The organism is Mycobacterium sp. 852002-51152_SCH6134967 (assembly GCF_001667105.1).
GTDB classification, from domain to species: Bacteria; Actinomycetota; Actinomycetes; order Mycobacteriales; family Mycobacteriaceae; genus Mycobacterium; species Mycobacterium neumannii_A.
The window spans coordinates 102747-122588 of record NZ_LZIK01000060.1; the positions used below are offsets into that span (position 1 = coordinate 102747).

The window sequence follows — 19842 nt, forward strand, 5'->3', positions numbered from 1 at the left end:
AACCCCGTGTACTCGCAGCCATGCGTGCCGCCTGCATAGTGGGCGGCGTTCAGCACCCGATTACAAACCCTTCTGTGCCCCAATGTTGTCCGCGTGATGTCTGGGGCGCTTCTTCAGTTCCGGACCTTGTGCAGCAGCGCAGCCACCTTGCGTCCGAGGTCCATGACAGTTGGAGGGAAGAACCGCTGCACCGCTGTGATGCGCCGCGCATCGGCCAAAGCGGTCCGCATGTCATGCTCGCATACCCGGTACGCCTCGAACACTTCATCGAGAGTTTCATGGTCGACGGGTTCGTCAAGGGCGGCGGCGCACAACACCTCATAAACGGTGTTGATCCAATCGGTACCGAACAACCTCGGCATCTGTCCGTTGGCAGGCCGAGAAGTGAGGAATTCGTCCACGGCACTGTTGGCATCCAGATCGATCTGCAACTTGTGCGCGACACGCTTCACTTCGCGGCGCCAGTCTTTGAGTAGGTTGTGATAGTCCACGAACACTCGCGGCATACCGCGGGTGTTGCGTTCCGCGAGCAGGGTGTTCTTCAACCACAACGCCGCGGCCAATTCCGCAGACGGTCTGATGTCTACATTACGGATCGAGGCGATGACTGGTTGGGGATGACGAATCGGGATCACCGCCACTGGGGTGTAGCCGGCCTTTGTGGCCCCTTCCTCCCACACCTTCGTCAGGGTGATAATTTGCGGGTCCTTGATCACCGGCAGAGGTTGTGGCTGTATTGATTTCAAGTAACGGCGAACAGAGTTGACGGCCCACGCGGAAGCGGCAATCTCGTCGGGGGCGGGATCGTGGAACGCGATACGGTGGTGCCGCAGGATGCGTTCGTTGGTGTTGAGGACGCGCCGCGACTCCCAGTAGCCATTCGGATTGTGTTTGTCGGGCGGCACTAGGTCGGAGGGCAGCGTGGCCCCACACAGCGAGAGCACTCGAGTGACGGCGGAAGTTCCGGATCGGGCCATGCCCAGCACGAGCACGGCGGTACGGTCATTCACCAGGGATTCCCCCTCAAAGCGTTCTCTCTTCCTACTTTCGGCGCAGTCCACCCCTTGACGATAGTTGCGTTGTGAAGGATATGCGGCGGGCACGCCGATGCTGAGTCCAAGGCGACGGAAGCGTCAATAACCTTTCCCGCCAACGTGGTTGAGGACGCCTTATCGAACGAGGCAGCGATCCGCTCGGCGGCTGTCCACCTGAACGTCCTCCGCCTGGTTTGCAGAGTGCCACTCGACTTTCAACAGAGGCGCTGAGACCAGCCAGCGCGGTGCCGCAGGCGTTCCCGGCAGCAACTCTCCGATCAACAACTTCGACTTTGATGTCGCGGCACAACTGACCACCCGGGCGACCACTGACCTGTACCGGCAGATTCACGATCTCGTCGCAGGTGTGCAGGAGATTGCACCGCCGGCAACCTGGTTCAGGTCGACCGCCGCCGCCAAACCTGCGGGTGAGAAGAGGACGACCCGATGAGGGCTGAATTCGCGGTTTGTGTGGCGCGTCACACGGGTACGGGGTGTTCATGATCAAACAAGTCAGTGTTGCCTTGGGTGTCCTCGCGGTTGCGGTCGGCTGTGCCAATCAAGCGTCCGACGATTCAGCCACCACCACGACGACGACCACGGACTCGGCCAGCGCCCAGGGGTTGACCACCCAGATCAATACGGTCGACGGCAGGCACGTCGCCGATGCCAGCATCGACTTCTCCGACGGGTACGCCACGGTGACCGTCGAAACCGTCGAGGACGGCATCCTGTCGCCGGGCTTCCACAGCATGCACATCCACCAAATCGGTGTCTGCGAGGCCGGTGACGGGTTTGCATCCGCGGGCGAGCACTTCCAGGCGCCCGGCCACACGGGCATGCCCGCCAGCGGCGATCTACCGCCCCTGCTGGTGCGGTCCAACGGTGCGGGCAAGCTCGTCGCGACCAGCGACGCGTTCACCGAGGAGCAACTCACGACCCCACAGGGGTCCTCGATCGTGCTGCACGAGAGCGCAATCATGGAGGACCCGGCCGCCGCCGATCGGCGGATCGCGTGCGGTGTCCTCAGCCCGGGAACCGCCGGAACCACTTCCGTCGAGACGCAGACGACCGTCGTCACCACGACCGCGGTTGCGCCTCCACCGCCGACCACCACGGTCACGGAAACACCGGCCACGACCACGCCGCCGGCCGAGTCTCCGGCCACCACGACGCCGCCGACCGAGACGAACACCGTCACCGTGACCGAGACCCCCTCACCGACAACCACCACGGTGGCACCACCGCCCGGGGGCTGACACGACTCGCTCGGCACGCCGAAATACCGCCGATCGGCCCCTGAACCGGGTCTGCTGTTCGCATGCGCGTTTCGACGACCGTTCGTAGATGGCTGGCGGGCCTGGCACTGTTCGCCCTCGTGGGCAGTGGTGTCGGAGTGGCAGCGGTGATGGTCCTCGGATCGGTCAAGGAGGCCAAGCAGACACAAGCTGCCTCAGCGCAGCGTGCGACACAGGCCCCGCCGCCTAAGGTCCCGACGCCGTTCGAGTTCACGATCAACGTCGTCGTCACCGACCAGCACTGCGCACCCGGAGCGCCCGGATGCTTCTACAAGTATTCGATCGAGCCGAAATACATTGGCATGCATCCTCTCCCGAAGACCCCGTTCACCGTCTTCTACGAGGTGGTCGGCGGTAACGCACCGCAGAAGGGTGAGTTCACCGTGGAGAACGGGCAGGCCCAGATTCTGCAGGACGTCGTCCTGGAAGGTCCGCCGTCGGCCCAGCTCAAGGCGAACGTCCTGCAGGTAGACGGCTGAGCCGTTACCGCCGCGGCCCGACCCCGCGCGCCTGCGGCAGGGGCAGGTCGTTGTACGTGGCGATGCCGGGAGGCGCCGCCACGACCGCGGGAATCGCGTGGATCGGGGGCATCGCGGTCATGATGTGACCGAGCACGAAGAAGTCCTCGATCGACTTGGCGTTCTCGATCATGTCCTGCGGGGGCAGGAAGCCGACCTGCATGGTGACCGTCGGCCGGCCGTCGATCGTGATCTTCCAGCCCTCGGCGTCCATCTGCCAGTCCGGATCCAGCGTCTGGCCCTTCTTCCACCGGACGTTGATGTCGACCACCGTCTTGCCGTCGACGATTCCCTGCCAACTGGCGTACACCCCCGCGACGTGGCCCGCTGGGATCGTCCATGACGCCATCACCAGATCCTCTGTGGTCTGGGCGTATTCGGACACACACTTGATCTCGTCGAGCTCGACACCGATCGAGTCGGCGACCAGCCGGACCGCCTCGGCGAACACCGCGGTGCCTTTGGAGGCCATCGGCTGCAGGTTCGGATCGTCGATCGCGGTACCGAAGCCGACAGGCCGCTCGGTGTCGGGGGAGTCGTAAAGCGTGGTGTCGGCGGACTCGGCGATGGTGATCTTGTCGACCCGGTCGCAGCCCGTTGCGGCCACGATGGCGAGCAGTTCCGCGAAGCCGGGGCTGATCCCGGACCCGAAGAGTGTCGAACCGCCGCGCTTGCATGCCTCTTCGAGCCTGTCGCGTTCGTCACCGAGGTTATGTCCGGTGATGAAGGATGCCGACGACACGACGTTGACGCCGGCTTCGAGGATGCGGACCAGTTCGTCGACGTCGATCCACATCGGGTTGTAGACCACGACGTCGGGCTTCAAGGCGAGCAGGGCGTCGACGTCGTTGGTGGCCTTCACGCCGAGGGACGCGATGCCGGCGAGTTCTCCGGCATCCTGGCCGGCCTTGTCCTGCGACCACGCATAGAGGCCGACGAGTTCATAGTTCGGGTTCGTGGCGATCGCCTGGACCGAGCTCTTGCCGACGTTGCCGGTGGTCCACTGCACGACGCGATAGGGAGTGTTTGGCACCCGCACAGCATAGGAAAGCCCGGCGCTTCGCGCGGATGTTTTTACCGAGCGGCGAAAAATTGCCTCGTGAGGCCCTAGTCTGATCGTGATGAGCGGCCGGACGAGGGGTCGCCCACCCCGGATCAGCCGCGACCAGATCGTCGCGGCGGCCAGGGACGCGGCGAGTGCGGACTTGACGATGCAGGCGGTCGCTGATGCTCTCGGAGTCAGCCGCAAGGCCCTGCACTACTACGTCGGCGATCGGGAGGGCCTGCTGACGCTGGTGGTGACCGACCTGTTCGAACGCGAGCTCACCAGCGTCGAGTTGCCGGACGGCGATGACTGGCGGGCGATTCTGCGCGCCTACACCGTCGCGTTTCGCAACGGGCTGACGCAGGTCGGCGCGGCCACGGACTTCACCCGGTTACGGGGTATCGGCGCCGTCGCGGCGTTGGCGCTCGCCGACCGAGTGCTCGACGCCCTGCTCACCGCCGGCTTCACGCCCGACACCGCCCGGTACGGGTTGACCGCGGCGTCGAACATCGCGCAGTCGGCGGCCCACAGCAGCGCGGCGCAGACGCCGTCGGGGATGCACCGGCACCGTGCCGAGACGTCGGCGGCCCTGGAGTGGGAACCGGAAGACACCTATCCGGCGCTGCGCGCCGTGCTCGCCTCGGCCGAATCCCAGCGCCACGACGCCGAGCACCAGTTCGACTTCGAACTCGAGGTGCTCATCGCCGGCCTAGAACGACTCCTCGATTAGAGGGGCGTCAGGGTGGCTTTGGCGGTCCGTTCCAGCCCGCCGCGATCGACCCAGGTCAGGTCGACCACGTCGCCGGGATAGTGGCGGTCCAGCACGTAGGTCAGTGTCGTCGCCGAATCCAACGGGACGCCGTCGAGCACGACGAGCACGTCGCCGGGGGCGAGACCCGCCCGGTCGGCGGGCCCACCGCGCAGCACGTCGGCGATCTGCACGCCCGGGCCGCGTTGCGCCGAACGCACCCCGACCCCGAGCAGCACCGGCGGGCCGATGTGCACGTCGGCAGATGGTGCGCGGGACCGGATCTGGTTGGCGATCGGCAATGCGTCGTTGATCGGAATCGCGAAGCCCTCGCCGCCCGGGCCGAACCGGAAGTTCACCGAAGCCGCGGTGGTGATGCCGACGACCTGACCGGCACCGTTGACCACCGGGCCGCCCGAGTCGCCCGCGACGACCGGTGCGGCGAACTCGAAGAGACCCGCGAGTTCGTCCTTGCTGCCGGTCAGTGAGTCCTCGGCGTTCACGGTCCGGCCGAATGCGGTGATCGTGCCGACCTCGCGGGTCAGCGGTCCGTTCGTCCCGTTGGCGTTGCCGAGCGCGACGACGGGCTCACCGGCCGCCAGGAGCGCGGAATCACCGATCGGGGCGACCGGCAGGCCGATCCCGCCGATCAGCTGCAACACCGCGATGTCACGCTTGCGGTTGTAGCCGAGCAGCTCAGCCGGGTAGGACCGGCCTCCGACGCTCGCGGTGATCCGGTCCGCGCCCGACACGACGTGGAAGTTGGTCAGGACCAGGCCGTTGGGATCGATCACGAATCCGGCGCCGTTTCCGTATGCGCCCTGATAGTCGATCTCGGTGTCGATCCGGACCACGGACGGTTCGACCTGAGCGGCGGCCGCGACAGGGTCACCGGGGGCGGCCGCAGCCGGAAACACCGGCGCCACCACGGCCAACGCCATGGCCAATGCGATCAGCAGCGTCGTGAATGGACGCCGAAAGGGGATTTTGCCCATAGGCCCATATTGCCCGATGCCGAGACGACTAATCGTCTATCGCGACGCCCCCGCGCAAGCGCCGACGGCGACGACGTGCGGGTTCGGGTCTGCGATTGCGCAGTTTGCCGTCGTCGGATTCGGCTTCTTCGGCGGTCTCGGCCCCGGATTCCTCGGCAGCGGACTCGGATTCGTCGGCCTTCGCCTCGACCTCGGCGTCTTCGGCGGCCTCGACCTCCTCAGCGTCGTCCTTCTCGGGGGACTCGTCAGCCACCTCGGCCTTGTCTCCCGCGTCGTCGACGGCCTCGGGCCGGTCTTCGGCCTGGTCCTCTGGCTCGTCCTTCGCGCCCTTGCGGCGAGAGCGGCGCTGCTTCGGCTCCTTGACCTTCAGCGGTTTCGGCGGAGGCGGCGGCATCTCGGCGACTGAAGCGAGGTAGAAGGCGAACACGCCGAGCAGCCCGATTGCCGCGGCGGCGCCGTAGATGCCGAAGAGCCACCTACCTGCGCTGTCGAGTGACAGCCAGATCTCGCTGACGGCCGCGCCGATGATCAACACGCCGGCCAGCACATGCAGCGCGATCGACACGGTCCGCAGCCTCAGCGCCATCTGGGGTGTGCCGAATTCCGGCCGCCGAGTCCGCAGCAGGGTGAACACCACCGGCAGCGCGGCGAGCCCGATCAACGCGCCGCACACGATGCGCATCACGGTGCCGAAAGTGTGCGGAATCTCACCGGAGAGCTCATACCAGCGCGGCAGGACGAAGAAGAAGTACAGAACACCGGCTACGACGCTGAACAACGCGTGCCAGGTCACCGCGAGAGTGCGGCTCATTCTCCTCCTAGACGATTGTTTGGCCCCGGGGTGCGACCGGGCCTGACCGTCGAAACCGCCGACACGCCGCACCCCGGGCCGAGTGCGGAGGATGCGGGATTTGAACCCGCGAGGGCTATTAACCCAACCCGCGTTCCAGGCGAGCGCCATAGGCCACTAGGCGAATCCTCCGCGGGCCATGGTAGCCGACCTCAGACCAGAGCCGATCCGGATGCGACCGGCTCGGGTATTAGACTCGCCGTGGACCCCGCGCGGCGTCCATCCTGTGAACTCCCCCAGGGCCGGAAGGCAGCAAGGGTCAATGGGCTCTGGCGGGTGCGCGGGGTCCCCTTCTTTTCCCGCACTTCAGTCGAAAGGCGTTCGGTGTCATTTCTGTCGCTCGGCCGGGACGAACTCGCCGCAGAACACGAGCAGCAGAAGCGCAACTACGCCGAACTGCAGGCCAAGGGGCTCAAACTCGACCTGACCCGGGGTAAGCCTTCCGCGGCACAGCTGGACCTGTCCAACAAACTGCTCAAGCTGCCTGGTTCCGACGACTTCCGCGACGGCGACGGCACCGACGTCCGCAACTACGGCGGTGTGCACGGGCTGCCCGAACTGCGCGCGATCTTCGGCGAACTGCTCGGCATCCCGGTGCAGAACCTGATCGCCGGCAACAACGCCAGCCTCGAGCTGATGCACGACGTCGTCGTGTTCTCGATGCTGCACGGCGGCCCGGACTCGGCGCGGCCGTGGTCCCAGGAGCCCGTCCTGAAGTTTCTGTGCCCGGCGCCCGGCTACGACCGGCACTTCGCGATCACGGAAAGCCTTGGCATCGAGATGATCACCGTGCCGATGCTCGAGGACGGACCCGACGTCGACCTCATCGAGGAACTCGTCGCAGCCGATCCCGCCATCAAGGGAATGTGGTGCGTGCCGGTGTACTCGAACCCCACCGGGGTGTCCTTCTCCTGGGAGACGGTGCGTCGGTTGGTCCAGATGCGAACGGCGGCAAACGATTTCCGCTTGATGTGGGACAACGCCTACGCGGTGCACACCTTGACCCACGACTTCGTCCGCAACGTCGACGTGCTCGGGTTGGCCGAGGCCGCGGGCAACGGGAATCGCCCGCTGGTGTTCGCGTCGACGTCGAAGATCACCTTCGCGGGCGCCGGGGTCAGCTTCCTGGGCGCCTCGCTGGGCAACATCACCTGGTACCTGCAGCACGCAGGCAAGAAGTCGATCGGGCCGGACAAGGTCAACCAGCTGCGCCATCTGCGATTCTTCCGCGACGCCGACGGAGTGCGCCTGCAGATGCAGCGCCACCGGGAGCTGCTGGCCCCGAAGTTCGCCGCGGTGTTGGAGATTCTGTCCGAGCGTTTCGGCGATTCGAAGATCGCGTCGTGGACCGAACCCAAGGGCGGGTACTTCATCAGCCTCGACGTCCTGCCGGGGACGGCCAAGCGCACCGTGGCGCTCGCCAAGGATGCGGGCATCGCGGTGACGGAGGCGGGCGCCACGTTCCCGTATCGAAAAGACCCGGAAGACAAGAACATCCGCATCGCGCCGACCATGCCGCCCGAGCCCGAGCTGCGGGCGGCGATCGACGGGCTGGCCACCTGCGCACTCCTCTCGGCGACCGAGTCGTTGCTGAACGGCTCCTAGTCGGCCTCCGGGGCCCGTTTGTGCATCTGACGACGGAATTCGCCGAAAAGCGTCGTCAGATTCACAACCGACACCCACGCGAGCGCAACACGCTTTCGACTCTGGCCACGTAGGTGGTGCGCCGGTAGCGCAGCAGGTCTCGGCTGACCCGGATGATCGACCAGCCGAGCTCGGTCAGGGCGAACTGGTTGTCGATGTCGCGCTGCCTCACCCTCGGATCGGTCCAGTGTTGCGGGCCGTCGTATTCGATACCGACCTGGAAGTCCTCATACGCCATGTCGAGCCGGGCGAGGAACTGCCTGTACCCGTCGAATACGCGAACCTGCGTCTGCGGCGGCGGAAGCCCCGCGTCGATCAGCGCCAGCCGGGCCACCGTCTCCTGTGGGGATTCCGCACCGGCGTCCATCAGCGGGAGTACGCGCCTCAGCCGAGGAAGGCCGCGGGCGCCCGCATGCGCGGCAATCACCGCCTCCACGTCGACGTGTTTGAGGCCGGTGGTGTTGGCGAGAGCGTCGAGACGCTGCACCGCGACGGTCCGGTCTTCGAGATGGCGACCGAGGTCGAACGCCGTGCGAGCCGCAGTTGTCACACGCATCGCAGACATGGTCAGGAGTTCGTTCGGCAGTACGCGTTCTGTCCGGACGACGAGTTTGGTTGGCGCCCTGCGGTTGTCGTGGATGAGTTCAGCGGGCTCCGACCCGTCGATGTACTTGGTGCCCAGTACCGCCGCTGCCGACAGGCCCGCGACGATTCCGCGCCGCTTCGACCACAGCCAGGCCGCTTGCGCCCGATCGCGCGCCGACACCGTGGCGTCGCGTGGGACGTAGACACCCGGATACATCGGGACGTACAGGCGGCGCATCGCGCGCTCGGAGACGGCGCCGGTCGCCAACGCTTCGCTCCCGACGAAGGGCCACGGCAGCTCGGTCATGCTCGAACGGTGCATGCGGGGACCGACGGATCACGGCCGCGGTCCCGAGTCATCCACAGGGTCGCCACCGTTTGTGAACCTGACGACGCTTTGAGCGTCCAAACCGTCGCCAGATGCACAATCCAGCGACACCGTGGTGGCCCGGCGAGCCGTCACACCACGCCGGTAGCCTGCTGATCGTGGCGCTCTACCGCAAGTACCGGCCCGCGACCTTCGCCGAAGTCGTCGGCCAGGAACATGTCACCGAGCCGCTGTCGACGGCACTGACGTCGGGCCGGATCAACCACGCGTATCTGTTCTCCGGTCCGCGCGGGTGCGGCAAGACCTCGTCGGCGCGCATCCTGGCGCGGTCGCTGAACTGCGAGCAGGGCCCGACGGCCACCCCGTGCGGAGTGTGCGATTCGTGCGTGGCACTCGCACCGAACGGGCCCGGCAGCGTCGACGTCGTCGAACTCGACGCGGCCAGCCACGGCGGCGTGGACGACACCCGCGAGTTGCGTGACCGCGCGTTCTACGCCCCCGCGCAGTCGCGGTATCGGATCTTCATCGTCGACGAAGCGCACATGGTCACCACGGCGGGCTTCAACGCGCTGCTGAAGATCGTCGAGGAACCGCCCGAACATCTGATCTTCGTGTTCGCGACCACCGAGCCGGAGAAGGTGCTGCCGACCATCCGCTCGCGAACCCACCACTACCCGTTCCGGCTGCTGGCCCCGCGCACCATGCGCACGCTGCTGGAAGGCATCTGCGAGCAGGAGAACGTCACCGTCGACGACGCGGTGTACCCGCTGGTGATCCGCGCCGGCGGCGGGTCACCCCGCGACACCCTGTCGGTACTCGACCAATTGCTCGCCGGCGCCGAGGGCAACCACGTCAACTACACGCGGGCGTTAGCACTGCTGGGTGCGACGGACGTCGCGCTCATCGACGACGCGATCGACGCGCTCGCCGCCGGCGACGGCGCGGCGCTCTTCGGGGTCGTCGAGGCGGTGATCGACGCCGGTCACGACCCGCGCCGGTTCGCGACCGACCTGTTGGAGCGGTTCCGCGACCTGATCATCCTGCAGTCGGTACCCGACGCCGCGGCGCGTGGAGTCGTCGACGGACCGGAGGATGTGCTCGACCGGATGCGCGAGCAGGCCACCCGCATCGGCATCGCGACGCTGACCCGCTACGCCGAAGTGGTACACGCCGGCCTCGGTGAGATGCGCGGCGCCACCGCACCCAGGCTGCTGCTCGAGGTGGTGTGCGCGCGGCTGCTGCTCCCGTCCGCTAGTGACACGGAATCGGCGCTGCTGCAACGGATCGAGCGCATCGAGACCAGGCTGGACATGTCGATACCGGCCGGGGAGGGCCAGTCGGTTCAGGCGGGTGGGCCGCCGCGGCAGTACGCCCGCAGGAGTAAGGCCGAGGCGCAGCCCGCCGATTCGTCGCCGCCGCCCCGTAGCGAGCCGTCGCCGCCCCGCAGCGAGCCGCGGCCCGAACCGAAACCCGAACCCAAGCCAGTACCCAAGGCCGAACCCAAGCCTGAATCCCCGCCGACGGCGCCGGCTGCCGAGAGCAAACCGCCGTCGCCGCCGCCGGTGCGGCCGCCGTCCGATCCGGTCGTGGCGGCGCCGCCGCCTGCCGCGGTGACCGGTGAGCCGAACGCCGCCGCCGTGCGCAGCATGTGGTCGACGGTGCGGGACAAGGTGCGCGAGCGCAGCCGCACCACCGAGGTGATGTTGTCGGGTGCGATCGTCCGCGCGCTCGAGGGTGACACGCTGGTGCTCAGCCACGACTCGGCGCCGCTGGCCAAGCGGTTGACCGAACAGCGCAACGCCGACGTCATCCGCGAAGCGCTGAAGGACGCCCTCGGGGTGAACTGGAAGATCCGCTGCGAGGCGGGTTCGGCCGCCGCGCCACCGCCGACGGAACCGGTCCCGGCCGGCCCGCCGCCCCGCAGCGACGACGACGAGGAAGCCATGCTGGCCGAGGCCGGCAGCGACACCTCGGACACACCGCGCCGCGATCCGGAGGAAGCCGCGCTCGAGCTACTGCAGAACGAGTTGGGCGCCCGGCGTATCGACGGCTGAAGCTACGGCCTCGACTATGGCGTCCACCACGGACGCAGCGGCAGCCCGCCGTCATAGCCGTCGCGATCCAGCTTGACCGCCAGGACCTGGTGCAGCTGAACGACATTCGTCTCGAAGCCCAGGCGCGAGCCGGCCATGTACAGACCCCACACCTTGGCCGTCGCCAGCCCGACCTCGGCCACGGCCTCGTCCCAGTGCTCCACCAGGTTGCGGCACCAGTCGCGCAGCGTCAGCGCGTAGTGGTGACGCAGGTTCTCCTCGTGGACCACTTCCAGGCCGACGTCCTGCGCCTCGGTGATGATGCGTCCGGAACCGGTGAGCTCCCCGTCGGGAAAGACGTAGCGGTCGATGAAGCCGCCTGCGGTGGAGCCGGTTCGGTTGTCCGGTCGGGTGATGCAGTGGTTGAGCAGCAGTGCGCCGTGGCGCATCTTCGACTGGAGGAATTCGAAGTAGGCGGGATAGTTGTGCACGCCGATGTGCTCGGTCAACCCGATCGAGGACACCGCGTCGAAATCGGACTCGCGCACATCGCGGTAGTCGGCGTGACGGACTTCGGCCAGATCCTCGAGCCCGTCGCGAGCGATCGCCTCTCGTGCCCAGGACGCCTGCTCCTTCGACAGCGTGACGCCGAGCGCCTTGACCCCGTGCCGCGCGGCGTAGCGCACCATGCCACCCCACCCGCAGCCCACGTCGAGTAGGCGGTCGCCCGGCTTGAGGCGCAGTTTCTCGAACACCAGTCGGTACTTGTTCTCCTGGGCCTCTTCCAGCGTCGACCCGCTGTGCGGATAGCACGCGCACGTGTAGGTCATCGACGGGCCGAGCACCCATTCGTAGAACATGTTGGAGACGTCGTAGTGGTGATGGATCGCCTCGGCATCACGAGTCTTGCTGTGGCGCAGACCTTCTGCGATTCGACGCCACCGCGGCAGCGCCTCCTGCGGCGGGGGCGCGATCGGCTTGAGATGCTCGATGCCGATGGAGCGCACGATCTGGGCGAGCACCCGTGCCGGCGGACGTCTGAAGTCCATCTTGTCGGCGAGCGCCCTGAGCAACTCGTAGGGATCGCCGGGATGCACACCGTGTGTGGCCAGATCGCCCGATACGTAAGCCCGGGCCAGTCCCAGATCCCCAGACGCAGTAGCCAGATACGTCGTACCGCGCGGCGTCAACAGCTCCAAGCCGAGCGGGGCGTCCTCGGGTCCGGCCGTGCTTCCGTCGTAGGCGCTGAAGCGCAGCGGCAGGTTTCCACCGGCGAAGATTTCCAGAATCTCGGCCAGCGTGAGCTTTCCGGCCGGCGCCTGTGCCGCGTGTTCTTTGAAAGTCGTCATCGTCTCTGCACCGCCTTCGCATAAAGATCGAGCAGCCGTGAATCTGGATCGTATGCCTTCTTCACGATCTTGTAGGTTTCACCGCCGTACAGATCGTCGAACTCTTCGCGGCTGTAATACGAATCCGAGTACAACGATTTGTGACCGTCGAGTTGGCCGACCGTGTGTTCGATCAACCTGTTGGTATGGCCTTCGCCGGGGCCTTCCGGCACCGACGACCAGAACCCGACGTTGACGTAGGTGTGGTTCGGCCGAAGTGGGTACAGCGGCCACGCACCGTCTGACCCGGCGTCATCGCGAAGCCGCAACGGGCACAGCCAGATCGGTTCGATCGGAACATTGTCGAGGAACCAGTGCAGGAACTCCGCGACCCGTCCGACCGGCACCTCGACGTCTTGTACGACGCGTTCGCGCGGCGGTCGCCCGTTGCGCTGCTCGATCCGGTCGGCGATGTCGAACCGCTGGTCGAGCGCGATCAGCTTCCAGTAGAAGCTGCTGCGCCGGTACCGACGTGGCCACCACCGGCGGATCCGCGGATCCTGGACGCCGAACGCCCGTGAGCACCAGAACCAGTCGGTGTCCCAGCGCCACAGGTAGTCGTGGACCGTCAACCGGTCGTGCTTCTCGGCGCCGTCGTGCTGTATCGAGCGGTAGTAGATCTGCTGACCGGTGTAGTCGCTGACGGGCCCGGGTGTGGTGGTCTTGAATCCGAGTGTCAGGTAGGCCTCGTCGGCGGAGAACACCACACCGTCGAGGTAGTCGACTGGAATACCGTCGTAGCCGCGCGTCTCGACGATGCGATCCATCGCGGCGACGAGGTCCTCGATGGTTTTGAACCGCAGGTGGCGCAGCGCGACGAACGGTTGCACGGATTCCAGCTCGATCTTCAATCGAACCGAATAGCCCAACGTGCCATAAGAATTCGGAAACGCCCGGTACAGGTCGGTGTTCTGCTCCGGCGACGCGGTGACGACATCGCCGGTGCCGGTGAGGATGTCCATCTCCAGCACCGACTCATGTGGCAAGCCGTTGCGGAACGACGTGGACTCGATGCCGAGCCCGGTGACGGCTCCGCCGAGCGTGATCGTCTTCAGCTGCGGTACCACCAGCGGCGACAAGCCGTATGGCAGCGTCGCGGCGACCAGATCTTCGTAGGTGCACATACCGGCCACGTCGGCGGTGCACGCGTCGGGGTCCACAGCGATGACACCGGTCAACCCCGAGACGTCCAAGCCCTTCGCGGTGGTCTTGGCCCGCGCGCGGAACAGGTTCGACGTGGGTTTGGCCAGGCGAACGGTGGCATCGGGCGGAATTGCACGGTAGCTGTTCAGCAGCCGCTGCACGCCCGCGGCATGAACAGCCCGTGCGTCGGTTCGGGCAACAGACACGGATATACGCTAGTCCGCGGTCGCAGGCGATGCGACCGCATGGAACTTCTACCAAGGAGCGTGCACCCGATGGGACAGGTCAGCGCATCGAGCACCGTCTTGATCGACGCGGCACCGGAGGCGGTGCTCTCGGCCGTCGCGGACTACGCGAACGTGCGTCCGAAGATCCTGTCGCCGCAGTACAGCGACTACAAGGTGGTCGAGGGCGGACAGGGCGCGGGCACGGTGGCCAGCTGGAAGCTGCAGGCGACCAAGTCGCGGGTGCGCGACGTCAAGGCCGAGGTCGACGTGGCCGGTCACACGGTCATCGAGAAGGACGCCAACTCCTCGATGATCACCAACTGGACCGTCGCGCCCGCCGGTAACGGGTCCTCGGTGACGGTCAAGACGTCCTGGCAGGGCTCGGGCGGGATCGGCGGCTTCTTCGAGAAGACGTTCGCACCGCTGGGGCTGCGCAAGATCCAGTCCGAGGTGTTGGAGAACCTGAAGAAGCACCTCGAGGGATGACGCCTTGACGGGTGGATTCCACGCACCTGGTGCGTGCGATCAACCCGTTAGAGGCCGCCGGAGGCTTAGGTCGACCCCAGGAACCCCGCGATGCCGCGCACGACGGCGTCGGCGTACTTCTGCCGCCCTTCCGGCGTCTTCATCAGCGCCGAGTCGACCGGGTTCTTCATATTGCCCAGCTCGACCAGGATCGACGGGTACTGGGCCAGGTTCAGTCCCGCGATGTCCGACCGCGGGTTGAGCCCGTTGGAGCCGATGTAGGTCGACGGCACGAAGCCGGACGCCTGCAACTGGTCGCGCATGATGCCCGCGAACCGGGGAGACGGCCCCGCCTGCGCGTCGTTTAGCGGCGGGGACGAGTACAGGACATGGAATCCGCGTCCGGTCGGCGGTCCGCCGTCGGCGTGGATGCTCACGATCGCGTTCGGCTTGATCGAGTTCGCCAGCGCGGCGCGTTCGTCGACGCACGGACCCAGCCCGGTGTCGTCGCCGCGCGACATGGCGGTGCGCACACCCAGCGCGTGCAGGGCCTGTCGGACCCGCAGCGTGGTCTCCCACGCGAACGTGTGCTCGGCGTAGCCGTCCTCGGTGGACGTGCCGCTGGCCTGGCAGTCCTTGGTGCCGCCGCGGCCGGTCGGCACCTGCTTGCTGATCGAGGCGTCGTTGGCGCCGTTGTGACCAGGGTCGAGGAACACGATCTTGCCCGCGATGTTGGCGGGCGCGGCCCCGGCCTCGAAGGCGGGGCTGACGAGCGTCGATGCGGCGACGAGTAATCCGGTCGCCACCGCGGCGCAGCCGCGCAATGCTCCGGTGGCGCCGACACGCAGGCGGGCAGGCACGGCCGTCACCGTAACCGCACCGACGACTACGCTGAAAGCTCAAACGGCCGCGAGCCGAGGACAGAAACCAAGTCGAGACCGGACCGCAACTAAGACGCAAGGGGACCACTCATGCAACCGCAAGGCCAACCCGATATGTCCGCGCTGCTCGCGCAGGCCCAGCAGGTCCAGCAGCAGCTGATGGAGGCGCAGGAGGCGCTGGCCAACGCCGAGGTGCACGGTCAGGCCGGCGGCGGCCTGGTGCAGGTCACGATGAGGGGCAGCGGCGAGGTGATCGCCGTGTCGATCGATCCGAAGGTCGTGGATCCCGAAGACATCGAGACGCTGCAGGATCTCGTGGTCGGCGCCATCTCCGATGCCTCCAAACAGGTCACCATCCTCGCCCACGACCGACTCGGGCCGCTCGCGGGCGGGATGGGCAACCTCGGTATCCCGGGAATGTAATTGTTCGAGGGACCCGTCCAGGATCTGATCGACGAGCTCGGCAAGTTGCCCGGCATCGGGCCGAAGAGCGCTCAGCGGATCGCCTTTCACCTGCTGTCGGTGGAGCCGCCCGACATCGACCGGTTGACCGCCGTGCTGAACAAGGTGCGCGACGGGGTGAAATTCTGCGCGGTGTGCGGCAACGTCTCCGACGACGACCGCTGCCGCATCTGCAGCGATTCCCGGCGCGATGCATCCTTGGTCTGCGTGGTCGAGGAACCGAAAGACGTGCAGGCCGTCGAGCGCACCCGCGAGTTCCGCGGGCGCTACCACGTGCTGGGCGGCGCCCTGGATCCGCTCTCCGGGGTGGGGCCCGAACAGCTGCGAATCCGGGAGCTGCTCAACAGGATCGGTGAGCGCGTCGACGGGGTGGACGTCACCGAGGTGATCATCGCGACCGACCCCAACACCGAGGGTGAGGCGACGGCGACGTATCTCGTGCGCATGCTGCGCGACATCCCGGGGCTGACGGTCACGCGGATCGCGTCCGGCCTGCCGATGGGCGGTGACCTGGAGTTCGCCGATGAGCTGACGCTCGGCCGCGCGCTGGCCGGCCGACGCGCGATGGCATAGCCGAGGAAGGAAGTTCATGCCGGACGACGAATTCAAGGTCGAGGTGGAGCTCGGCGCCGAGCACCAGCTCTCGTTCTGGGAAAAGTTGCGAACCCTGGATCTGGACGACAATGCGCGCGAGCGGCTCGGATCGCGAGTCACCGTCACCCGCGACGGTGATCGCATCCAGCTGTACACCACGACCTTGGCCGACGCGCAGGAGGCCGAGCGCACGGTGCGCGCGTTGGTGGCCGACGACGGCGTGGACGCGCAGTACGCCCTGAGCCGGTGGGACGCCGCGAGCCAGGAATGGGTGGACCCGGTCAGCGGGCAGGAGGTGCCCGACGACGCGCGGGAGGTGCCGCCCCCGGATCCGGGCTACGTGATCCTCGAGGCGTACAAGCCCGAGTTCCTGCGCGACCTCGGGCTGTAACTTTCCGAGCCGCGAAATTGCATTCCAGCAGGCCTCTTCTCGCACTTTCGCTGCTGGAATACCATTTCGCGAAAAGTTGTCGGTGGTCGCGGGCTTGACGGGCTCAGACTCGCCGGGATGCGGCGAGTCGTTCGCGTCGAAGCTGTTCCACTTCGTCGATATTCAGGGGTGCCAGCTCACCGACCACCCGGCTCAGCAGGTGGTCGGCCAGCTCCGGATTGCGGGCCAGGCACGGACCATGCATGTACGTCGCGACGACGCTGCCCTGCACCGCACCGTCGTAACCGTCACCGTCGCGGTTGCCCGCACCCTTGACGACCTTGCCGAGCGGGCGTGCCTCGGCACCGAGAACGGTTCCGCCGCGGTGGTTTTCGAAGCCGGTCAGCCGCTGTGAGAGCCCGGCGAGCAGCGGTTCGGACACCACTTCGCCGATCGTGCGCGTGTCCTGCGGTGAGGTCGTGACATCGAGCAGGCCGACGCCGTCGACGCGTTCACCCGACGAAGTCTCGTACCAGTGCCCCAGCACCTGGATGGCCGCGCAGATCGCCAGCACCGGCGCACCCCGCGCGGCCGCCTGTTGCAATCCGGGATACCGCAGCAGGTGCTTGGTCGCCAGGCGCTGCGCGTAGTCCTCCGCTCCGCCGAGCGTGTACAGGTCCAGCTCGGAAGGCACCGCGTCATCCAGGGTGATCTCGACGATCTCGGCCTCAAACCCGCGCAGCCGCAGGCGTTGTCGCAACACGACGGAATTGCCGCCGTCACCGTAGGTTCCCATCACATCGGGCAGCACCAACCCGATGCGCACCGCCGACTCACCCACCGCGACGCTCCAACGCCCGGTTCAACTGCAGGAACGCCGTGTAGTTGGCGATCACCTCGACGTGTCCGGGAGGGCACGACGCGATCGCCGCGAGGGTGTCGTGCACCAGCGTGTGCTCGACACCCGCGTAACCCAACCGCACCGCGAGGTCGGTGCCCCGCTCGCCTGCGGCCACCACGTGAGTGTCCTCGAAGTGCTCGAAGCGGACATCCCACAGCCATGACAGGTCCTCACCGTCGGGCACCTGGCCGTTGACCGAGATCACCACGCCCGCACCGTGTTTGTCGACCATCGAAAGCGCTTCCTGCCAGCCCGCCGGGTTCTTCGCCAACAGCACCCGCGCGGTGTGCTCGCCGAGGCGCACGGTGCGGTAGCGTCCGGCGACCTCGTCGACCTCCGATACCGCGGCCACCGCAGCCGCCGGATCGGCGCCCATCGCGACCGCCGCCGCCACGGCCTGTGTGGCGTTGCCGCGGTTGACGGAGCCGGGCAACGACAGCGTCATCGGCAGCGAAAACCCGTCCGGCCCATAGATGTTGGTGTCATCGAACCACCAGTGCGGGCTTGGCCGCTTGAAATCGGTTCCGGTGGAACGCCAGTCGCGGCTCTTACCGCCGTCGCGCAGGATGATCTCGCCGGACCGCGGGCAGCTGACCGAGTCGTTGGCCCAGCTTCCGCCGGCGGCGACCCACACCACGTTGGGGCTGTCGTATGCGGCCGAGGTCATCAGCACGTCGTCACAGTTGGCGACCACGACGGCCGACGGGTGACGGGCCAGTCCGGCGCGCAGGGTGCGTTCGATGTGGTTGATCTCGCCGACGCGGTCCAGCTGATCGCGGGACAGGTTCAGCAGCACGATCACCTTCGGGGCGACCGCCTCGGCCACATGCGGCACGTGCATCTCGTCGACCTCGAGGGCGGCAAGGGGTGCCTCCCGCGCAGCGGCCAGCGCGGCCACCAGCCCGGCGTCCATGTTCGCGCCGGTGTCGTTGGTGGCGACGTTCGCGTGTCCCCGGCCTCCCGGCTCAGCGGGGGCGATGGTGCGCAGCGCCGCGGCGATCATCCGGGTGGTCGTCGACTTGCCGTTGGTTCCGGTGACCACCACGGTGCGACGGCCCGCGCCGAGCTGGCGCAGCAGCGACTTGTCGAGCGCCAGCGCGACCAGCCCGCCGATCATCGCGCCGGCACCGCGCCCGGTGACCCGCGACGCCCAGCGGGCGCCCGCGCCGGCCCCGAGGGCGAGCCGTCCACGTGTCGTGACCACCCCGGCAGTTTAGGTAGCCGACACGCTGACGGGCGATTCGGCGAGGTCCCGGCTTTGTCACACCACCGTGCGATCCTGACGACGTGGGCCTAACGGACGCCGGAGGTCACCGGCCGAGCGGCTCTGACGCCGAGAATCGGCCGGGCTGGGGCCGGCCGGCTGAACACGCCGGACCAGGCTGGGCGGTCGTCGACGTGGAGACCTCCGGGTTCCGACCGGGGCAGGCCCGCATCGTCAGCATCGCCGCGCTCGCCCTCGGCGACGACGGCAACGTCGAACAGAGCCTGTACAGCCTGCTCAACCCGGGTGTGGATCCTGGTCCGACACACGTACACGGTCTGACGGCCGACATGTTGGAGGGCCAGCCGACGTTCGGCGACATCGTCGACCACCTCGTCGAACTGCTCGACGGCCGCACGCTGGTCGCGCACAACGTCGGCTTCGACTACTCGTTCCTGGCCGCCGAGGCCGAGTTGGTCAACCGCGAGCTGCCCACCGACACCGTGATGTGCACGGTCGAGCTGGCGCGCAGGTTGAACCTGGGCACCGAGAACCTGCGGCTCGAGACGCTGGCCGCGCACTGGGGGATCAGCCAGATCCGGCCGCACGACGCCCTCGACGACGCCCTGGTGCTCGCCCAGATCCTCAAGCCGGTGCTGCTACGGGCGCGGGAACGCAAGGTCTGGCTGCCGGTGCACCCGGTATCCCGCAGGCGCTGGCCCAACGGCGTCGTCACCCACGACGAGCTGCGCCCGCTCAAGGCGGTCGCGTCCCGCCTTCCGTGCCCCTACCTCAACCCCGGCCGGTACGTCGCCGGGCGACCGCTGGTGCAGGGCATGCGGATCGCGCTGTCGGCCGAGGTCGGACGCACCCACGAAGAGCTCATCGAACGGATCCTGCATGCCGGGCTCGCCTACACCGACACCGTCGACACCGAGACCTCGCTGGTGCTGTGCAACGAGGCCCAACCCGCTCAGGGCAAGGGCTACCACGCCAGGGAGTTGGGTGTCCCGCTGGCCTCCGACGCCGAATTCATGCGCGGGATCGACGGCGTCGTCGGCGGTACCGGGATCGACGACTTCTACGACACCACCCTCGCAGGCGCCCAGTTCGCGCTGTTCTGACCGAT

Annotated in this window: 20 protein-coding genes, 1 tRNA gene and 1 other RNA gene; 11 read left to right on the forward strand and 11 right to left on the reverse strand. The window is 67.3% G+C overall.

The annotated features are described in order from the left end of the window. Nucleotides 1–113 precede the first annotated feature (113 nt). The gene (locus tag A5790_RS17450) at nt 114–1061 is read right to left on the reverse strand and encodes a sulfotransferase family protein (RefSeq protein WP_231987824.1); all 948 of its coding nucleotides are present in this window, start codon (nt 1059–1061) and stop codon (nt 114–116) included. A 473-nt stretch (nt 1062–1534) separates the two neighbouring features. On the opposite strand from A5790_RS17450, the gene A5790_RS17455 reads away from it, so the two are divergent. Both A5790_RS17455 and A5790_RS17460 read left to right on the forward strand, forming a co-directional pair. Further along, the gene (locus tag A5790_RS17455; protein WP_197696820.1) at nt 1535–2293 is read left to right on the forward strand and encodes a superoxide dismutase family protein; all 759 of its coding nucleotides are present in this window, start codon (nt 1535–1537) and stop codon (nt 2291–2293) included. 62 nt (nt 2294–2355) lie between these two features. Continuing rightward, a complete protein-coding gene (locus tag A5790_RS17460; protein WP_066810295.1) occupies nt 2356–2811 on the forward strand; it encodes a hypothetical protein in 456 nt (151 codons plus the stop codon). A 4-nt stretch (nt 2812–2815) separates the two neighbouring features. Here the strand turns inward: A5790_RS17460 and A5790_RS17465 are convergent, their stop codons facing one another. Further along, nucleotides 2816–3883: a dihydrodipicolinate reductase gene (locus A5790_RS17465; protein WP_066847202.1), complete on the reverse strand. Its 1068-nt coding sequence runs from the start codon at nt 3881–3883 to the stop codon at nt 2816–2818. A gap of 88 nt (nt 3884–3971) precedes the next feature. On the opposite strand from A5790_RS17465, the gene A5790_RS17470 reads away from it, so the two are divergent. Next, a complete protein-coding gene (locus A5790_RS17470; RefSeq protein WP_066846867.1) occupies nt 3972–4625 on the forward strand; it encodes a TetR/AcrR family transcriptional regulator C-terminal domain-containing protein in 654 nt (217 codons plus the stop codon). Here A5790_RS17470 and A5790_RS17475 read toward each other — a convergent pair. The 3 genes from A5790_RS17475 to A5790_RS17485 all read right to left on the reverse strand — a co-directional run bounded on the left by A5790_RS17475 (nt 4622) and on the right by A5790_RS17485 (nt 6620). Beyond that, on the reverse strand, nt 4622–5638 hold the full coding sequence (locus A5790_RS17475; RefSeq protein WP_066846872.1) for a S1C family serine protease: 1017 nt from the start codon (nt 5636–5638) through the stop codon (nt 4622–4624). The two genes, A5790_RS17470 and A5790_RS17475, sit on opposite strands and share 4 nt — an antisense overlap. A 28-nt stretch (nt 5639–5666) precedes the next feature. Further along, complete coding sequence (locus tag A5790_RS17480) at nt 5667–6449, reverse strand: hypothetical protein (protein ID WP_066846874.1); 783 nt, start codon at nt 6447–6449, stop codon at nt 5667–5669. Nucleotides 6450–6534: 85 nt separating this feature from the next. Then, nucleotides 6535–6620 (reverse strand) — tRNA-Ser (locus A5790_RS17485). Nucleotides 6621–6688: 68 nt separating this feature from the next. Between A5790_RS17485 and ffs the strand changes: the two genes are divergently transcribed. Beyond that, nucleotides 6689–6783: signal recognition particle sRNA small type (ffs, locus tag A5790_RS17490), an RNA gene on the forward strand. 29 nt (nt 6784–6812) lie between these two features. After that, nucleotides 6813–8093, forward strand: a complete 1281-nt coding sequence (locus tag A5790_RS17495) for an aminotransferase class I/II-fold pyridoxal phosphate-dependent enzyme (RefSeq protein ID WP_066846876.1) — start codon at nt 6813–6815, stop codon at nt 8091–8093. A 61-nt stretch (nt 8094–8154) separates the two neighbouring features. On the opposite strand, the gene A5790_RS17500 is transcribed toward A5790_RS17495, so the two are convergent. Next, nucleotides 8155–9024 carry a hypothetical protein gene (locus A5790_RS17500; RefSeq protein ID WP_066846878.1) on the reverse strand — a complete coding sequence of 290 codons (870 nt, stop codon included), beginning with the start codon at nt 9022–9024 and terminating at the stop codon, nt 8155–8157. A 179-nt stretch (nt 9025–9203) separates the two neighbouring features. Between A5790_RS17500 and A5790_RS17505 the strand changes: the two genes are divergently transcribed. Beyond that, the gene (locus tag A5790_RS17505) at nt 9204–11099 is read left to right on the forward strand and encodes a DNA polymerase III subunits gamma/tau (protein WP_066847204.1); all 1896 of its coding nucleotides are present in this window, start codon (nt 9204–9206) and stop codon (nt 11097–11099) included. A 14-nt stretch (nt 11100–11113) separates the two neighbouring features. Here the strand turns inward: A5790_RS17505 and A5790_RS17510 are convergent, their stop codons facing one another. Together A5790_RS17510 and A5790_RS17515 are read right to left on the reverse strand one after the other, a co-directional pair. Further along, on the reverse strand, nt 11114–12427 hold the full coding sequence (locus tag A5790_RS17510; RefSeq protein WP_066846881.1) for a class I SAM-dependent methyltransferase: 1314 nt from the start codon (nt 12425–12427) through the stop codon (nt 11114–11116). Next, entirely contained in the window at nt 12424–13815 is a 1392-nt protein-coding gene (locus tag A5790_RS17515; RefSeq protein ID WP_066846883.1) for an FAD-binding oxidoreductase, read from the reverse strand. The genes A5790_RS17510 and A5790_RS17515 overlap by 4 nt, the downstream gene beginning before the upstream one ends. A gap of 69 nt (nt 13816–13884) precedes the next feature. Here A5790_RS17515 and A5790_RS17520 point away from each other — a divergent pair, with 69 nt between their 5' ends. Further along, on the forward strand, nt 13885–14322 hold the full coding sequence (locus A5790_RS17520) for an SRPBCC family protein (protein ID WP_066846886.1): 438 nt from the start codon (nt 13885–13887) through the stop codon (nt 14320–14322). Nucleotides 14323–14387: 65 nt separating this feature from the next. Here the strand turns inward: A5790_RS17520 and A5790_RS17525 are convergent, their stop codons facing one another. Next, a complete protein-coding gene (locus A5790_RS17525) occupies nt 14388–15161 on the reverse strand; it encodes an Rv3717 family N-acetylmuramoyl-L-alanine amidase (RefSeq protein ID WP_066847207.1) in 774 nt (257 codons plus the stop codon). 111 nt (nt 15162–15272) lie between these two features. On the opposite strand from A5790_RS17525, the gene A5790_RS17530 reads away from it, so the two are divergent. The 3 genes from A5790_RS17530 to A5790_RS17540 are packed head-to-tail and all read left to right on the forward strand — an operon-like array spanning nt 15273 to nt 16629. Then, the gene (locus A5790_RS17530) at nt 15273–15605 is read left to right on the forward strand and encodes a YbaB/EbfC family nucleoid-associated protein (RefSeq protein ID WP_064419215.1); all 333 of its coding nucleotides are present in this window, start codon (nt 15273–15275) and stop codon (nt 15603–15605) included. Continuing rightward, complete coding sequence (recR, locus tag A5790_RS17535; protein ID WP_064397861.1) at nt 15606–16217, forward strand: recombination mediator RecR; 612 nt, start codon at nt 15606–15608, stop codon at nt 16215–16217. A 16-nt stretch (nt 16218–16233) separates the two neighbouring features. Beyond that, entirely contained in the window at nt 16234–16629 is a 396-nt protein-coding gene (locus tag A5790_RS17540; RefSeq protein ID WP_066846891.1) for a hypothetical protein, read from the forward strand. Between the two features lie 103 nt (nt 16630–16732). Here A5790_RS17540 and A5790_RS17545 read toward each other — a convergent pair whose 3' ends face one another. Together A5790_RS17545 and A5790_RS17550 are read right to left on the reverse strand one after the other, a co-directional pair. Next, nucleotides 16733–17449 (reverse strand): type 1 glutamine amidotransferase, encoded by a 717-nt coding sequence (locus tag A5790_RS17545; protein WP_066846894.1) that lies wholly within the window; start codon nt 17447–17449, stop codon nt 16733–16735. Then, complete coding sequence (locus A5790_RS17550) at nt 17442–18713, reverse strand: Mur ligase family protein (protein ID WP_066846898.1); 1272 nt, start codon at nt 18711–18713, stop codon at nt 17442–17444. The genes A5790_RS17545 and A5790_RS17550 overlap by 8 nt, the downstream gene beginning before the upstream one ends. 83 nt (nt 18714–18796) lie before the next feature. Here A5790_RS17550 and A5790_RS17555 point away from each other — a divergent pair, with 83 nt between their 5' ends. After that, nucleotides 18797–19837 carry a DEDDh family exonuclease gene (locus tag A5790_RS17555; protein WP_066846901.1) on the forward strand — a complete coding sequence of 347 codons (1041 nt, stop codon included), beginning with the start codon at nt 18797–18799 and terminating at the stop codon, nt 19835–19837. The last annotated feature ends 5 nt before the right edge of the window (nt 19838–19842 follow it).

What these genes read in the sequence shown, in the direction of transcription:
- A5790_RS17460 (WP_066810295.1), top strand. Translation starts at nt 2,356, where the DNA reads ATGCGCGTTTCGACGACCGTTCGTAGATGGCTGGCGGGCCTGGCACTG.
- A5790_RS17530 (WP_064419215.1), top strand. Translation starts at nt 15,273, where the DNA reads ATGCAACCGCAAGGCCAACCCGATATGTCCGCGCTGCTCGCGCAGGCC.
- A5790_RS17455 (WP_197696820.1), top strand. Translation starts at nt 1,535, where the DNA reads ATGATCAAACAAGTCAGTGTTGCCTTGGGTGTCCTCGCGGTTGCGGTC.
- A5790_RS17510 (WP_066846881.1), bottom strand. Translation starts at nt 12,427, where the DNA reads ATGACGACTTTCAAAGAACACGCGGCACAGGCGCCGGCCGGAAAGCTC.
- A5790_RS17500 (WP_066846878.1), bottom strand. Translation starts at nt 9,024, where the DNA reads ATGACCGAGCTGCCGTGGCCCTTCGTCGGGAGCGAAGCGTTGGCGACC.
- A5790_RS17540 (WP_066846891.1), top strand. Translation starts at nt 16,234, where the DNA reads ATGCCGGACGACGAATTCAAGGTCGAGGTGGAGCTCGGCGCCGAGCAC.
- A5790_RS17520 (WP_066846886.1), top strand. Translation starts at nt 13,885, where the DNA reads ATGGGACAGGTCAGCGCATCGAGCACCGTCTTGATCGACGCGGCACCG.
- A5790_RS17480 (WP_066846874.1), bottom strand. Translation starts at nt 6,449, where the DNA reads ATGAGCCGCACTCTCGCGGTGACCTGGCACGCGTTGTTCAGCGTCGTA.
- A5790_RS17475 (WP_066846872.1), bottom strand. Translation starts at nt 5,638, where the DNA reads ATGGGCAAAATCCCCTTTCGGCGTCCATTCACGACGCTGCTGATCGCA.
- A5790_RS17470 (WP_066846867.1), top strand. Translation starts at nt 3,972, where the DNA reads ATGAGCGGCCGGACGAGGGGTCGCCCACCCCGGATCAGCCGCGACCAG.